At 64.2% G+C, this 15,647-nt stretch carries 12 protein-coding genes; 11 read left to right on the top strand and 1 reads right to left on the bottom strand.

Annotation, left to right across the window (positions count from 1 at the left end; genetic code table 11):
* Positions 1-53: 53 nt before the first annotated feature.
* Positions 54-713, bottom strand: coding sequence for an outer membrane protein OmpA (gene ompA, locus KHY18_RS24885; RefSeq protein WP_213306469.1), 660 nt, complete (start codon positions 711-713; stop codon positions 54-56).
* A 227-nt stretch (positions 714-940) separates the two neighbouring features.
* Here ompA and gyrA point away from each other — a divergent pair, with 227 nt between their 5' ends.
* The 11 genes from gyrA to KHY18_RS24940 all read left to right on the top strand — a co-directional run.
* Positions 941-3,613 carry a DNA gyrase subunit A gene (gene gyrA / locus KHY18_RS24890; protein WP_213306473.1) on the top strand — a complete coding sequence of 891 codons (2,673 nt, stop codon included), beginning with the start codon at positions 941-943 and terminating at the stop codon, positions 3,611-3,613.
* 106 nt (positions 3,614-3,719) lie between these two features.
* Positions 3,720-4,829, top strand: coding sequence for a 3-phosphoserine/phosphohydroxythreonine transaminase (gene serC, locus KHY18_RS24895; RefSeq protein WP_213306476.1), 1,110 nt, complete (start codon positions 3,720-3,722; stop codon positions 4,827-4,829).
* A 13-nt stretch (positions 4,830-4,842) separates the two neighbouring features.
* Positions 4,843-5,940 (top strand): prephenate dehydratase, encoded by a 1,098-nt coding sequence (gene pheA / locus KHY18_RS24900; protein WP_213306479.1) that lies wholly within the window; start codon positions 4,843-4,845, stop codon positions 5,938-5,940.
* Between the two features lie 42 nt (positions 5,941-5,982).
* Complete coding sequence (locus KHY18_RS24905) at positions 5,983-6,876, top strand: prephenate dehydrogenase (protein WP_213306482.1); 894 nt, start codon at positions 5,983-5,985, stop codon at positions 6,874-6,876.
* A 22-nt stretch (positions 6,877-6,898) separates the two neighbouring features.
* Positions 6,899-8,917 carry a bifunctional 3-phosphoshikimate 1-carboxyvinyltransferase/cytidylate kinase gene (locus KHY18_RS24910; protein WP_213306485.1) on the top strand — a complete coding sequence of 673 codons (2,019 nt, stop codon included), beginning with the start codon at positions 6,899-6,901 and terminating at the stop codon, positions 8,915-8,917.
* Between the two features lie 159 nt (positions 8,918-9,076).
* A complete protein-coding gene (rpsA, locus tag KHY18_RS24915; protein ID WP_159915580.1) occupies positions 9,077-10,762 on the top strand; it encodes a 30S ribosomal protein S1 in 1,686 nt (561 codons plus the stop codon).
* A gap of 82 nt (positions 10,763-10,844) precedes the next feature.
* The gene (locus KHY18_RS24920) at positions 10,845-11,174 is read left to right on the top strand and encodes an integration host factor subunit beta (RefSeq protein WP_213306488.1); all 330 of its coding nucleotides are present in this window, start codon (positions 10,845-10,847) and stop codon (positions 11,172-11,174) included.
* 155 nt (positions 11,175-11,329) lie between these two features.
* Positions 11,330-11,641 (top strand): LapA family protein, encoded by a 312-nt coding sequence (locus KHY18_RS24925; protein WP_213306492.1) that lies wholly within the window; start codon positions 11,330-11,332, stop codon positions 11,639-11,641.
* Complete coding sequence (lapB, locus tag KHY18_RS24930; protein WP_213306495.1) at positions 11,631-12,785, top strand: lipopolysaccharide assembly protein LapB; 1,155 nt, start codon at positions 11,631-11,633, stop codon at positions 12,783-12,785. Before KHY18_RS24925 ends, lapB begins: the two co-directional genes overlap by 11 nt.
* Positions 12,786-12,953: 168 nt before the next feature.
* Positions 12,954-13,304, top strand: coding sequence for a ComEA family DNA-binding protein (locus KHY18_RS24935; protein ID WP_213306498.1), 351 nt, complete (start codon positions 12,954-12,956; stop codon positions 13,302-13,304).
* Between the two features lie 132 nt (positions 13,305-13,436).
* Positions 13,437-15,647 (top strand): monovalent cation/H+ antiporter subunit A (locus KHY18_RS24940; RefSeq protein WP_213306501.1); only part of this gene is annotated, 2,211 nt, incomplete at its 3' end.

Here is a 15,647-nt window from a genome sequence, read left to right on the forward strand (position 1 = left end):
GATAGGCCATAAAAAAAGCCCCGTCTCCGGGGCTTTTCAGGGTAATCCGGAGATTACTGAGCGGCGCGGGTGCCGACCACTTCGATTTCCACGCGACGGTTCTTCGCGCGGCCTTCGGCGGTCTTGTTGTCGGCGACGGGTTGCTTTTCGCCCTTGCCTTCAGTGTAGACGCGGTTCTTTTCGATGCCCTTGGACACCAAGTAAGCCTTGACGGCTTCCGAACGACGCACCGACAGCTTCTGGTTGTAAGCATCGGAGCCAACGGAGTCGGTGTGACCCACGGCAATGATGACTTCCAGATTCACGCCCTTGACCTTGGAGACCAGGTCGTCGAGCTTTTCCTTGCCAGCTGGCTTCAGAACGGACTTGTCGAAGTCAAAGAACGCGTCAGCTGCGTAGGTGACCTTGGTCGCGACTGCTGGAGCAGGTGCGGGTGCGGGTGCCGGTGCGGGAGCGACCACTGCAGGAGCGGGAGCAACAGCCACGGGTGCGGGCTTCAGAGCACCGTCGCAATCGGCAGCAGCCGTTGCAGGTGTCCAGTTGGCATCGCGCCAGCACAGTTCGTTCGTGCCATTCTTCCAGACCAGCTCGCTGGTACCGTTTTGCCAGTTGTCGATCACATTACCGCCATTGGCAGCCTTGACTTGAGCGCCAGCAGCCGTAGCCAGTGCGGCGCAGGCAAACAACATTGCAACTTTGTTCAGTTTCTTCATGGTTCTCCTCTTGGGGAAAAAGCCGCAGCCGCGCTGCGTATTTGTGGACGTCATTAGTGGCCATCACCAAGAACGTTGGAAATGATTGTGCCATACGTAACATGCGAATGACCCGGGCTCGGCGGTGGGGTCGGTACGACAAAAGCGTAATTCGCGGGATATGTTGCGCAGCAACTACAGCCCAATGACTCTAAAATGAGCCTCCCTTGCCGTCAAAGTCGCAGTCCATGACCCAGTTTGCCAAAGAAACTCTGCCCATCAGCCTTGAAGAGGAGATGCGTCGCAGTTATCTCGATTACGCCATGAGCGTGATCGTGGGCCGCGCGCTGCCCGATGCACGCGATGGCCTCAAGCCGGTTCACCGTCGTGTCCTCTATGCCATGCATGAGTTGAACAACGACTGGAACCGCCCCTACAAGAAGTCCGCGCGTATCGTCGGTGATGTGATTGGTAAGTACCACCCGCATGGCGACTCCGCGGTGTACGACACCATCGTCCGCATGGCCCAGGACTTCTCCCTGCGCCACATGCTGGTCGATGGCCAGGGCAACTTCGGCTCGGTCGACGGCGACAGCGCCGCCGCGATGCGTTACACCGAAATCCGCCTGGCCAAGATCGCGCATGAAATGATCGCCGATATCGACAAGGAAACCGTCGACTTCGGCCCCAACTACGATGGCAGCGAACGCGAGCCGCTGGTCATGCCCAGCCGCCTGCCCAACCTGCTGGTCAACGGCTCCTCCGGCATTGCCGTGGGCATGGCCACCAACATTCCGCCGCACAACCTCAACGAAGTCGTCGACGCCTGCCTGCACCTGCTGCAAAGCCCCGAAGCGACGATCGATGAGCTGATGGAAATCGTGCCCGCGCCCGACTTCCCCACGGCCGGCATCATCTACGGCATCAACGGCGTGAAGGACGGCTACCGCACGGGCCGTGGCCGCGTCGTGATGCGCGCCAAGTGCCACTTCGAAGATATCGACCGCGGCCAGCGCCAGGCGATCATCGTCGACGAGCTGCCCTACCAGGTCAACAAGAAGACGCTGCAGGAGCGCATGGCCGAGCTGGTGCACGAGAAGAAGATCGAAGGCATCAGCCACATTCAGGACGAGTCCGACAAGTCGGGCATGCGCCTGGTGATCGAACTCAAGCGCGGCGAAGTGCCCGAAGTGGTGCTCAACAACCTGTACAAGCAGACCCAGCTGCAGGACACCTTCGGCATGAACATGGTGGCGCTGATCGACGGTCAACCCCGCCTGTGCAACCTGAAGGAACTGATCGCGGTGTTCCTGCAGCACCGCCGTGAAGTGATCACGCGCCGCACGGTGTTCGAGCTGCGCAAGGCACGCGATCGCGGCCATGTGCTCGAAGGCCTGGCCGTGGCCCTGGCCAACATCGACGACTTCATCGCCATCATCCGCAACGCGCCCACGCCTCCCGTGGCCAAGGCCGAGCTGATGACGCGCGCCTGGGACAGCAAGCTGGTGCGCGAAATGCTCACCCGCACCCGTGAAGACGGCGGCGTGGTCACCGCCGATGACTACCGCCCCGAAGGCCTGGAAGTCGAGTTCGGCATGGGCAAGGACGGGCTGTACCGCCTGTCGGAAACCCAGGCCCAGGAAATCCTGCAGATGCGTCTGCAGCGCCTGACCGGCCTGGAGCAGGACAAGATCGTCGCCGAGTACAAGGACGTGATGGCGATGATCGAAGATCTGCTCGACATCCTGTCCAAGCCCGGCCGCGTGTCGGTGATCATCGGCGAAGAACTCACGGCGCTCAAGACCGAGTTCGGCCAGAGCAAGATCGGCGCGCGCCGCAGCAGCGTCGAATACAGCGCGCAAGACCTGTCGACCGAAGACCTGATCACGCCCACCGACATGGTGGTCACGCTGAGCCACACCGGCTACATCAAGAGCCAGCCGCTGTCCGAATACCGCGCGCAAAAGCGCGGCGGCCGCGGCAAGCAGGCGACGGCGACGAAGGAAGACGACTGGATCGACCAGCTGTTCATCGCCAACACGCACGACTACCTGCTGTGCTTCTCCAACCGCGGCCGCCTGTACTGGCTCAAGGTCTGGGAAGTGCCCGCGGGCTCGCGCGGTTCGCGCGGCCGCCCCATCGTCAACATGTTCCCGCTGCAGGAAGGCGAGAAGATCAACGTCGTGCTGGCACTGACCGGCGACATGCGCACCTTCCCTGAAGACCGCTACGTGTTCATGGGCACGAGCATGGGCACCGTGAAGAAGACCGCGCTCAACGAGTTCAACAACCCGCGCAAGGCCGGCATCATTGCCGTCAACCTCGACGACGGCGACTACCTGATCGGCGCCGCGCTGACCGACGGCGCGCACGACGTGATGCTGTTCAGCGACGGCGGCAAGGCCGTGCGCTTCGACGAGAACGACGTGCGTCCGCTGGGCCGCCAGGCCCGCGGCGTGCGCGGCATGATGCTCGAAGAAGGCCAGAGCGTGATCGCGATGCTGGTGGCGGAAGACTCCGACACCAACCCGCAAAGCGTGCTCACCGCCACGCAGCACGGCTACGGCAAACGCACCAGCATTTCCGAGTACACGCGCCACGGCCGCGGCACCAAGGGCATGATCGCCATCCAGCAATCCGAGCGCAACGGCAAGGTCGTTGCCGCCACGCTGGTGCGCGCCGATGACGAAATCATGCTGATCACCGACAAGGGTGTTCTGGTGCGCACGCGTGTCTCCGAAATCCGTGAACTCGGCCGCGCCACGCAGGGCGTGACCCTGATCGCGCTGGACGACGGCTCGCAGCTCAGCGGCCTGCAACGCATCGCCGAAAACGATGCCCAGGCCGTGGCGGAAGATGCCGAAGCCGAAGCCGGCGACACCTCCGCAACGGACGGCAGCGACGCAGCGCCCCAGGCGTAATTCCTGCCACTCCCAGCACGCCGGCAATGCCGGCGTGCCCGTTTACAGTTCTCCCCCAACGCACGGCCGCGCGCCGCCCTGCTCCATTTTCATTCCGGTAGACACCATGAATCGCCCCTACAACTTCTCCGCCGGCCCTGCTGCCATCCCTGCCGAGGTTCTGGAAACGGCCGCGGCCGAAATGCTCGACTGGCACGGCAGCGGCATGGGCGTGATGGAAATGAGCCACCGCGGCAAGGAATTCATCGCCATCTACGAGCAGGCCGAAGCCGACCTGCGCGAGCTGCTGGCCGTGCCCGCGAACTTCAAGATCCTGTTCATGCAGGGCGGCGGCCTGGCCGAGAACGCCATCGTTCCGCTGAACCTGTCGCATGCCGCCACGGTCGACTTCGTGCTCACGGGCAGCTGGAGCCAGAAGTCGGTCAAGGAAGCAGGCAAGTACGCAGCCCAGGCGCATGTCGCGGCCAGCGGCGAAGACAGCAACTTCACCGCCATCCCGCCCGCGGCGAGCTGGGATCTGAGCCGCGGCGCGAGCTATGTGCACATCTGCAGCAACGAAACCATCCACGGCGTCGAGTTTCATGAGCTGCCCGATCTGAAGGCGCTGGGCAGCGATGCTCCGCTGGTGATCGACTTCTCGTCGCATGTGGCGTCGCGCCCGGTCGACTGGAGCCGCGTGGGCCTGGCCTTCGGCGGCGCGCAGAAGAACATCGGCCCTGCCGGCCTGACCATCGTCATCGTGCGCGAAGACCTGCTGGGCCATGCCCTGCCCGCCTGCCCCAGCGCGTTCAACTACAAGACCGTCGCCGACAACCAGTCGATGTACAACACACCGCCGACCTGGGGCATCTACATCGCCGGCCTGACCTTCCAGTGGCTCAAGCGCCAGCGCGAAGGCGAGCTGACCGGCATCGCCGCGATGGAGCAGCGCAACATCGCCAAGGCCGAGCTGCTGTACCGCAGCATCGACCAGTCGCAGCTGTACCTGAACAAGGTCGCGCCCAACTGCCGCTCGCGCATGAACATTCCGTTCTTCCTGCGCAATGAAGCGCTCAACGACGCCTTCCTGGCCGGCGCGAAGGAGCGCGGCCTGCTGCAGCTCAAGGGCCACAAGTCGGTGGGCGGCATGCGCGCGAGCATCTACAACGCCATGCCGCTGGCCGGCGTGCAAGCGCTGGTCGACTACCTGCACGCTTTCGAACAACAACACGCCTGAGAGACTTTTCGCCATGAACACGCCCCAAGCTTCACCTGACCTTTCAGACCTGCGCCTGCAGATCGACAGCATCGACCAGCAACTGCTGTCGCTGGTCAATCAGCGCGCCCGGGTGGCCGAACAGGTCGGAGAAGTCAAGAAACGCGAAGGCACGCCGTTCTTCCGGCCCGACCGCGTGGCCCAGGTGATCCAGAAGATCGAAGCTGCCAATCCCGGCCCGCTCAAGGCCAACCATGTGTCGGCGATCTGGCGCGAAATCATGTCGGCCTGCCTGGCGCTCGAATCGCCCCAGCGCGTGGCCGTGCTGGGCCCCGCGGGCACGTTCTGCGAGCAGGCGGCGGTCGACTACTTCGGCGGCGCCGCCGATCTGATGTACTGCGCCAATTTCGACGAAGTGTTCCATGCCACCGCCGCGGGCAGTGCCCAGTACGGCGTGGTGGGCGTGGAGAATTCGACCGAAGGCGTGGTCACGCGCTCGCTCGACATGTTCCTGCACACGCCCTGCCATGTGGTCGGCGAGGTCAGCCTGCTGATCCGCCACAACCTGCTGCGCATGAGCGATTCGCTGGAAAACATCGAAGTCGTCGCGGCCCATCCGCAGGCGCTGGCCCAGTGCCAGGGCTGGCTGACCAAGCACCTGCCGCATGCCGAACGCCGCCCGGTCGACAGCAATGCCGAAGGCGCGCGCCTGGCGTCGCTCAACCCCACCTGGGCGGGCTTGGCCGGCGAGCGCGCGGCGCAGCAGTTCGGCCTGTACACCGTGGCCCATGCGATCCAGGACGAAGCCTACAACCGCACGCGCTTTGCGATCATCTGCCTGCCGCAGACGCTGGCCATGCCCCAGGCGACCGGCAAGGATTCGACCAGCCTGATCATTTCCGTGCCCAACCGTCCCGGCGCCGTGCACGACCTGCTGGTGCCGCTCAAGACCCATGGCGTGTCGATGACGCGCTTCGAGTCGCGGCCTGCGCGCACCGGCCAGTGGGAGTACTACTTCTACATCGACCTCGCAGGCCATCCGTCCGAGCCGAATGTGGCCAAGGCGCTGGAAGAGCTGCAAGGCCTGTGCGCGTTCTACAAGATGCTGGGCGCCTACCCCACGCCTGCGTGATGTCTTTATTGCCTGGTCCTTTTCTGCCGTCGGAGTGTGTGGATGTTTGAACAACTGGGGCTCATAGGCTGCGGCCTGATGGGTGGATCGTTTGCGCTGGCGCTGAAGAAAGCCGGCCTGGTCAAACGCGTGGTCGGCTACAGCAAGTCCCCGTCCACCACCGAACGCGCGCGCCAGCTGGGCGTGATCGATGTCGAGGCGCCTTCGGCGCTGCTCGCCGCGGCCGGCGCCGACATCGTGCTGCTGGCCGTGCCCGTGGCGGCGACCGAAGCCACGCTCAAGTCGATCAAGCATCTGGTCACGCCGGGCATGCTGATCATGGACGTGGGCTCGACCAAGACCGACGTGGTCCAGGCCGCGCGCTCGGGGCTGCGCGACCGCATAGGCTCGTTCGTTCCGGCCCACCCGATCACGGGCAAGGAAGTCGCGGGCGTGGAGCACGCCGATGCCAATCTGTACGTGGGCAGCCATGTGGTGCTCACCCCTACTGAACGCACGCTCACGGTGCAGCTCGAGCAGGCGCGTCAAATCTGGCAGGCGCTGGGCTGCGAAGTGCACAGCATGTCGCCCGAGGCGCATGATGCGACGCTGGCCACGGTGAGCCACCTGCCGCATCTGCTGGCGTTCGCGATGATGCAAAGCGTGCTGTCCCAGCCCGGAGCCGATGCCACGCTGGCGCTCGCGGGCCCGGGGTTTCGCGACTTCACGCGCATCGCGGCGAGCAATCCGCAGATCTGGCGCGACATTCTGCTCGCCAATCGCGAACAGGTGCTGGCGCAGTCGCGCCAGTTCCGCCAGGCGCTCGAAAACCTCGAAGAACTGATTCTCCAGGGCGACGGCCAGGGGCTACAGGACCGGATCACGCTTGCCAGCGCGGCCCGGGCCCACTGGCGCCAGGGCCCACGCGCCACTCCTCCCGACTTCCAGGGCGCCTGAGCCCGCACGCTGAGAACGCGCCATGTTCAAGACCGAATTCCTCGACATTCCCGCACTTGCCGCCGCTGGCGGCGAAGTCCTCCTGCCCGGCTCGAAAAGCATTTCCAACCGCGTTCTGCTGCTGGCCGCGCTCAGCGAAGGCACGACCGCGGTGCACGACCTGCTCGATTCGGACGACACGCGCGTGATGCTGACCGCGCTGGAGCAGATCGGCTGCATGATTGAACGCGGCGCCAGCACCCTGCGCATCACGGGCATCGCCGGCGCCCTGCCCGCAGGCACGGCCGCCGAACTGTTCCTCGGCAACGCGGGCACGGCCATGCGCCCGCTCACGGCAGCGCTTTCGTTGCTGGGCGGCGAGTTCACCATGCGCGGCGTGCCGCGCATGTACGAACGCCCCATCGGCGATCTGGTCGACGGCCTGCGCCAAATTGGCTGCCGCATCGACTATCTGGGCAATGCGGGCTTTCCGCCGCTGCGCATCACGCCCGCCGACTTTTCCGCTGACGCCAAGCAGCCGCCCATCCAGGTGCGCGGCGATGTGTCGAGCCAGTTCCTGACTTCGCTGCTGATGGCGCTGCCGCTGCGCGCCGCGCAGCAGGACATCCAGATCGAAGTCGTCGGCGAACTGATCTCCAAGCCCTACATCCACATCACGCTGGAGCTGCTCGCGCGCTTCGGCATCGCGGTGCACAACGACAACTGGCAGCGCTTCACGATTCCCGCGGGCAGCCGCTATCGCTCACCGGGCGATATCCACGTCGAGGCCGATGCCTCGTCGGCCAGCTACTTCATCGCGCTGGGCGCGATCGCGGCCCAAGGCAGCGCCGGCGTGCGCATCCAGGGCGTGGGCGCGCAATCGATCCAGGGCGATATCCGCTTTGTCGAAGCCGCGCAGGCCATGGGCGCCGAAGTCGAAAGCGGCCCCAACTGGCTGCAGGTGCGCCGCGGCCGCTGGCCCTTGCAGGCGATCGATCTCGACTGCAACCACATTCCCGACGCCGCGATGACGCTGGCGGTGATGGCGCTGTACGCCGAAGGCACGACCACGCTGCGCAATATCGCGAGCTGGCGCGTCAAGGAAACCGACCGCATCGCGGCCATGGCCTGCGAGCTGCGCAAGCTCGGAGCCACGGTGGAAGAAGGCGCGGACTATCTGCGCGTCACGCCGCCGGCCCAGACCGCCGATTGGCGCGCGGCGAGCATCCACACGTATGACGACCACCGCGTCGCCATGTGTTTTTCGCTCGCGGCGTTCAATCCGCAGCAATTGCCGGTGCGCATCGAAGACCCGCAATGCGTGGCCAAGACCTTCCCCGACTATTTCGAAGCGCTGTTCTCGGTCTGCGAAACGCCGCGCGCACAGATTCCGGTGATCTGCATCGACGGCCCCACGGCTTCGGGCAAGGGCACGATCGCCGCTGAAATCGCCCACCGCCTGGGCTATGGCATTCTCGACTCGGGCGCGCTGTACCGCATCGCGGGCCTGGCCGCGCACCGCGCGGGCATCGCCATCGACCCCGCGCACGAAGCCGAAATCGTTGCTCTGCTGGGCTCACTGGATATCCGCTTCACTCCCACCCATCAGATCCTGATCGATGGCGAAGACGTTGGCCACGCGATACGCAGCGAGGAAGCGGGCATGGATGCGTCACGCGTTTCGGCCCTGCCCAAGGTGCGCGAAGCACTGGTCGCGCTGCAGCTGGGATTCCAGCAGTTGCCGGGCCTCGTGGCCGACGGCCGCGACATGGGCACGGTGATCTTTCCGGGCGCGCAACTCAAGGTCTACCTGATCGCATCGGCCGAATGCCGTGCTGAGAGAAGGTATAAACAATTGATTTCCAAAGGAATTTCAGCTAACATCACGGCGCTTCGTGCAGACCTTGAAGCCCGTGATGCCCGCGACATGTCGCGCAGCGTGGCGCCGCTCAAGCCTGCACCAGACGCTTTGTCCCTCGACAGCTCCACGCTCTCCATCGAACAGGTGGTGACGCAGGTACTTGACTGGTGGCAAGAGCGACAGCCTTTCAAGCCGTCTTGAAACGCTGACACCGGTCCCTTTGCCGACTTTCGCCCCTGGCTAGCGAATGGCAAAGGGTTATTGAACTATAGCCCGCGGATCCGTCCGCAACCTCCGCAAGCAGCCTTAAAAACGCGAGCAATTGTGCTCTCGGAAACCTGTTTGCGGCCAAGGAAATACATGTCTGAATCTTTTGCCGCCCTTTTTGAAGAATCGTTGCAACGCACGGAAATGCGTCCTGGCGAAGTCATCACCGCTGAAGTCGTTCGCGTCGAACACAACTTCGTGGTGGTCAACGCCGGTCTGAAGTCGGAAGCCTACGTGCCCCTCGACGAATTCAAGAACGATCAGGGCGAAGTCGAAGTCCAAGTCGGTGACTTCGTGTCGGTGGCCATTGGTTCCATCGAAAACGGCTACGGCGACACCATCCTGTCGCGCGACACCGCCAAGCGTCTGGCTTCCTGGCTGGCCCTGGAAAAGGCCCTGGAATCTGGCGAGTTCGTGACCGGCACCACTTCGGGCAAGGTCAAGGGCGGCCTGACGGTTCTGGTCAACGGCATCCGCGCATTCCTGCCCGGTTCGCTGATCGACACGCGTCCGATCAAGGATCTGACGCCTTACGAAAACAAGACCCTGGAATTCAAGGTCATCAAGCTCGACCGCAAGCGCAACAACGTGGTGCTGAGCCGCCGCGCTGTCGTGGAAGCCTCGATGGGCGAAGAGCGCGCCAAGCTGATGGAAACGCTGAAGGAAGGCGCCATTGTTCAAGGCGTCGTCAAGAACATCACCGAATACGGTGCGTTCGTTGACCTGGGCGGCATCGACGGTCTGCTGCACATCACCGACATGGCATGGCGTCGCGTGCGTCACCCATCGGAAGTGGTGACGGCTGGCCAGGAAATCACGGCCAAGATCCTGAAGTTCGACACCGAAAAGAACCGCGTGTCCCTGGGCCTGAAGCAAATGGGCGACGATCCATGGATGGGCGTTTCGCGCCGTTATCCTTCGGCTACCCGTCTGTTCGGCAAGGTCACCAACATCGCCGACTACGGCGCATTCGTGGAACTGGAACCCGGCATCGAAGGCCTGGTGCACGTTTCCGAAATGGACTGGACCAACAAGAACATTGCTCCTTCGAAGCTCGTGTCGCTGGGCGACGAAGTCGAAGTCATGGTTCTGGAAATCGACGAAGACAAGCGTCGCATCTCCCTGGGCATGAAGCAGTGCAAGGCCAACCCATGGCAAGAATTCGCGCAGAACACCAAGCGCGGTGACCGCGTCAAGGGCCCGATCAAGTCGATCACCGACTTCGGCGTGTTCGTTGGTCTGGCTGCCGGCATCGACGGCCTGGTTCACCTGTCCGACCTGTCGTGGAACGAAACCGGCGAAGCCGCTGTTCGTAACTACAAGAAGGGCCAAGAAGTCGAAGCCATCGTGTTGGCAGTGGACGTGGAACGCGAACGTATCAGCCTGGGCATCAAGCAGCTGGACAGCGATCCCTTCACCACCTTCGCTACTGTCAACGACAAGGGCCAGATTGTGACCGGCAAGGTCAAGACCGTGGACGCTCGTGGCGCTGAAATCGACCTCGGCGAAGACATCCTGGGCTACCTGCGCGTTTCCGAAATCTCGCGCGACCGCGTGGAAGATGCGCGCTCGGTGCTGAAGGAAGGCGACGAAGTCACTGCCGTGGTGCTGAACGTGGATCGCAAGACCCGCAACATCCAGCTGTCCATCAAGCAAAAGGACATGGTCGACCAGCAAGAAGCCATGGCTTCCCTGTCGGCACAATCGTCGCGCGAAAGCGCCGGCACGACCAGCCTGGGCGCTCTGCTGCGCGCCAAGCTGGACAACTCCGACAAGTAAGCTCTACCGCTTAGCTTGAGTTGGATGCGGCGGGCGCTTAAGGCGCCCGCCGTTTTTTCTTAAAAAACTGGATTTGCTTTCGATGACCCGTTCTGATCTCGTCGAAGAACTGGCTGCACGTTTCGGTCAATTGACGCAACGCGACGCCGAACTCGCAGTGAAAACCATTCTGGATGCGGTGGGCGATGCCCTGGTGCGCGGACAACGCATTGAAATCCGCGGCTTTGGCAGCTTTTCCGTCAACCACCGCCTCGCACGCATGGGCCGCAACCCACGCAGCGGCGAAGCCGTGCATATTCCGCAAAAACGCGTGCCCCACTTCAAGCCCGGCAAAGCCCTGCGCGAAGCCGTTGACCAACGCACGGTAGAACTCGGCGGCGCCCAGGCCCTGTTGCTGGCCGAAAAGAAATAACCCGCGCTCGTCTGGCCCCGATCCCGTCGAACGCTTGCCCGGGATCACCGACCGACCCGATGGCAAAAGCATGGCGCAACGCCCCCGGCCTTGAGTCGGCGCGCTCCGAAGGTGAACCAAGGCCTATAGAATCAGGCCATCACACAAGGGGTCGCATGAAATACATACTGTGGCTGCTCAAGGCGGCCATTTTTTTTACTCTCTTCGCCTTTGCGCTGAACAACCAGCAAAACGCCACGGTGCACTTCTTCTTCGGCACCCAGTGGACGGCGCCGCAGGTACTGATCGTGCTCACCGCCTTTGGCGCCGGTCTGGTGGCCGGCGTGCTGGGCATGGTGCCGCGCTGGCTCAAGCACCGCAGCGCCGCCCAGCGCGCTGCCCAGCCTGAAGCGGCGCCCGCAGCCGCTGCCGCGGAACCCACCCCGCCCGCACCTCCCCTGCCCCCGCACGACCTCCATGGAATTTGATCTCAACTGGATTTTGCTGGGCCTGCCGCTGGCGTTCGTGCTGGGCTGGCTGGCTTCGCGCTTCGATGCCCGGCAAATGCGCGCGGAAAACCGCAGCGCCCCCAAAGCCTATTTCAAGGGCCTCAATTTCCTGCTCAACGAGCAGCAGGACAAGGCCATCGATGCGTTCATCGAAGCCGTGCAGAACGACCCCGATACGTCGGAGCTGCACTTTGCGCTGGGCAATCTGTTCCGCCGCCGCGGCGAATACAACCGCGCGGTGCGCGTGCACGAACATCTGCTGTCGCGCGGCGATCTGAGCCGCCCGGACCGCGATCGCGCCCAGCACGCGCTGGCCCTCGACTTTCTCAAGGCCGGCCTGCTCGACCGCGCCGAAGACGCGCTGCGCCGCCTGGAAGGCACGCATTTCGAGGCCGAAGCCCGGCTGGCCCTGCTGGCCATCTACGAGCGCTCGCGCGACTGGAAACAGGCCGGTGAAATTGCCCAGCGCATGCAGACCGCCCAGCAAGGCGATTTCAGCGTGCGCCTGGCGCATTATCTGTGCGAAGAAGCCGATGGGCTGGCCGCGAGCGGCCAGCTTGAAGCGGCGATGGCCCAGCACCAGCAGGCCCTGCTGATCGCGCCCAACGCCGCACGCCCGCAGATCGACCTCGCGCGGCTGCAGCTGCGCCTGGGCCAGCCCGCTCAGGCCTGGGACACGCTGCAGGCCCTGGCCGAAAAAAGCCCCAGCGCCCTGCCCCTGGCCGCATCCCTGCTGCCCGAGATCGCCAAGGCGCTGACCGACGCGCCCATCCAGCCCTGGCTGGAAGCCCAGTACCTGCGCACGCCGTCGCTGGATCTGCTGCAGGCGCTGGTCGCGCTCGATGCCGACAGCGGCGCAAGCCAGGCGCCGGGCCGCAAGCGCTATGTGGACCATCTGGGCAAGGAGCCGTCGCTGGTCGCGGCCACGCGCTGGCTCGCCGACGAGCCGTTTGCCGAGGAGGAGCACCATCCCGCCGTTCAGCGTGCGCTGGAACATGCCAGCAAGCCGCTGACGCGCTACCGCTGCGCGGCCTGCGGCTTCGAGGCGCGCCAGCATTTCTGGCATTGCCCGGGCTGCCAGAGCTGGGACAGCTACCCGGCACGGCGCGTCGAAGAACTTTGATCTGGCGCAAAAATGGCATGAAGAAACGGGTTTACCCTGATTCATGCCATTCAACTTCCAACCTTACGATGCGCTCCACTGGGCTGGCGATCAGAACGCCTTGCCCAGCCTGAAGTACAACGGTTCGCCGCGACGCGAAAAGTGCGAACGACCACAAGGGACGGCGCCATGTTGAAGAAAATCCTGAGCATTTCCGCCCTGCTGTGCGCTGCCTGCGCTTTTGCGGGCGTGGACGCCAACCTGGCCACCCAGGCCGAACTCGACGCGGTCAAGGGCATAGGCCCGGCGCTGTCGCAGCGCATCATCAGCCAGCGCAAGAAAGCCGCTTTCGTCGATTGGGCAGACCTGATCGACCGGGTGCATGGCGTGGGAAACACCTCGGCCGCCAAGTTCTCCGCCGATGGCCTCACGGTCAACGGCAAGCATTTTCCGGGCGGGCACCTGCCCCAGGGCCGCGCCACGCCCACCCTCGCACCGGCCAGGGCGGCCGACAAAGCCGCTTCACCGGCGGCCCCCTGACCTCGAACACAACCGCCGCTTGAGCCCTTTCCGCTTAGGCGGTTTTTTTATGTCCGCGCCATAACCCTAATTGAGAACATGCTCAGATTTTCATAGCGAAATTACGCAGCTTGCCCGTAAAATGCAACGCACATGCCCTTGATCTTCCTCATTATTCTGCCTTTCCTCGGCAGCCTGCTGGCTGCCGTATTGCCGACCAATGCCCGCAATACCGAGTCCACATTGGCCGGTCTGATTGCGCTGGGCTGTGCCATCCAGGTGGCAATGCTGTTTCCAGAGGTCGCCGATGGCGGCGTGCTGCGCCAGGAAATAGCATGGATTCCGGCACTGGGGTTGAATCTGATCGTGCGCATGGACGGCTTCGCCTGGATGTTCTGCATGCTGGTGCTGGGCATAGGCTCGCTGGTGGTGCTCTATGCGCGCTACTACATGTCGCCCGCCGACCCGGTGCCGCGCTTCTTCTCGTTCTTCCTGGCGTTCATGGGCGCGATGATGGGCGTGGTGCTCTCGGGCAATATCATCCAGCTGGCGTTCTTCTGGGAACTGACCAGCCTGTTCTCGTTCCTGCTGATCGGCTACTGGCACCACCGCAAGGATGCGCGCCAGGGCGCACGCATGGCGATGACGGTCACGGGCACGGGCGGGCTGTGCATGCTGGCGGGCATGCTGGTGCTGGGCCATATCGTCGGCAGCTACGACCTCGACCACATTCTTGCCGCGGGCCAGCAGATCCGCGACCACCATCTGTACCTCACGGCGCTGGTGCTGATCCTGCTGGGCGCCCTGACCAAGAGCGCGCAGTTCCCGTTCCACTTCTGGTTGCCCCATGCGATGGCGGCACCCACTCCCGTTTCGGCCTATCTGCACTCGGCGACCATGGTCAAGGCCGGCGTGTTCCTGCTGGCGCGCATGTGGCCGGTGCTGGGCGACACCGAAGCCTGGTTCTGGCTGGTCGGCGGCGCGGGCCTGTGCACGCTGCTGCTGGGCGGTTATCTGGCCATGTTCCAGAACGACCTGAAGGCGCTGCTCGCGTATTCGACGATTTCCCACCTGGGCCTGATCACGCTGCTGCTGGGCCTCAACAGCCCGCTGGCCGCGGTGGCCGCCGTGTTCCACATCATGAACCACGCGACCTTCAAGGCCTCGCTGTTCATGGCCGTGGGCATTGTGGACCATGAAAGCGGCACGCGCGATATCCGCCGCCTGTCGGGGCTGCGCAGCATGATGCCCGTGACGGCCACGCTGGCGATGGTCGCCAGCGCGGCGATGGCCGGTGTGCCGCTGCTCAACGGCTTTCTCTCCAAGGAAATGTTCTTTGCCGAGACCGTCTACCTCGACGCCGCGCCCTGGGTGCGCTCGTGGCTGCCGGTCGCGGCAACGATGGCCGGCATGTTCAGCGTGGCCTACTCGCTGCGCTTCACGGCCGATGTGTTCTTCGGCCCGCCGGCCACCGATCTGCCGCTGACGCCACACGAGCCGCCACACTGGATGCGCGTGCCCGTCGAATTGCTGGTGCTCGCCTGCCTGGTGGTCGGAACCATCCCCGCGTTGACGATGGATGCGTTCCTGCGCGCCGCGGCCACGCCGGTCGTCGGCGGCACGCTGCCCGTGTTCAGCCTGGCCGTATGGCATGGCGTGAATGCGCCGTTCATCATGAGTATTCTGGCGCTGCTGGGCGGCATCGCCATTCACTGCCTGCTGCGCTGGCTGCGCAAGGCCGGCCATGCCGAGGCCGCGCCGATCGCGCGCCATTTCGATGGCCGCCGCTTCTTCGAAAACGTGCTCACCTGGCTGCAAGCCGGTGCGCGCCGCGGCCGCCGCATGCTCAGCACCATGCGCCTGCAGTGGCAGATGCTGTGGCTGGTGAGCCTGGCGATGGCCGCGGCCATTTTCTCGCTGTGGAATCGTGACCTGCAACTGGGCAACCGCGGCACGCTGCCGGTATCGCCGGCGTTCGTGCTGCTGTGGGTGATGGGCTGCACCTGTGCGCTGGCCGCGGCCTGGAAAGCCAAATACCACCGGATGGCCGCGCTGATCATGCTGGGCGTGTGCGGCCTGTGCGTGTGCATCACCTTCCTGTGGTTCTCGGCGCCCGATCTGGCATTGACGCAGCTGGTGGTGGAAGTCGTGACCACGGTGCTGATCATGCTGGGCCTGCGCTGGCTGCCCAAGCGCGACAAGAACATGCGCATTCCCGCGCTGTCGACCCAAGGCCGGGCGCGTGCCCGGCGCATGCGCGATCTGGGCCTGGCATTGGCCGCGGGCGGCGGCATGGCATGGCTCGCCTTTGCGATGATGAGCCGGCCGTTCCACGACAGCACCTCGACTTTCTTCCTCGAAAAC

This window comes from Acidovorax sp. CCYZU-2555, from assembly GCF_018413525.1.
Taxonomy (GTDB): domain Bacteria; phylum Pseudomonadota; class Gammaproteobacteria; order Burkholderiales; family Burkholderiaceae_C; genus Comamonas.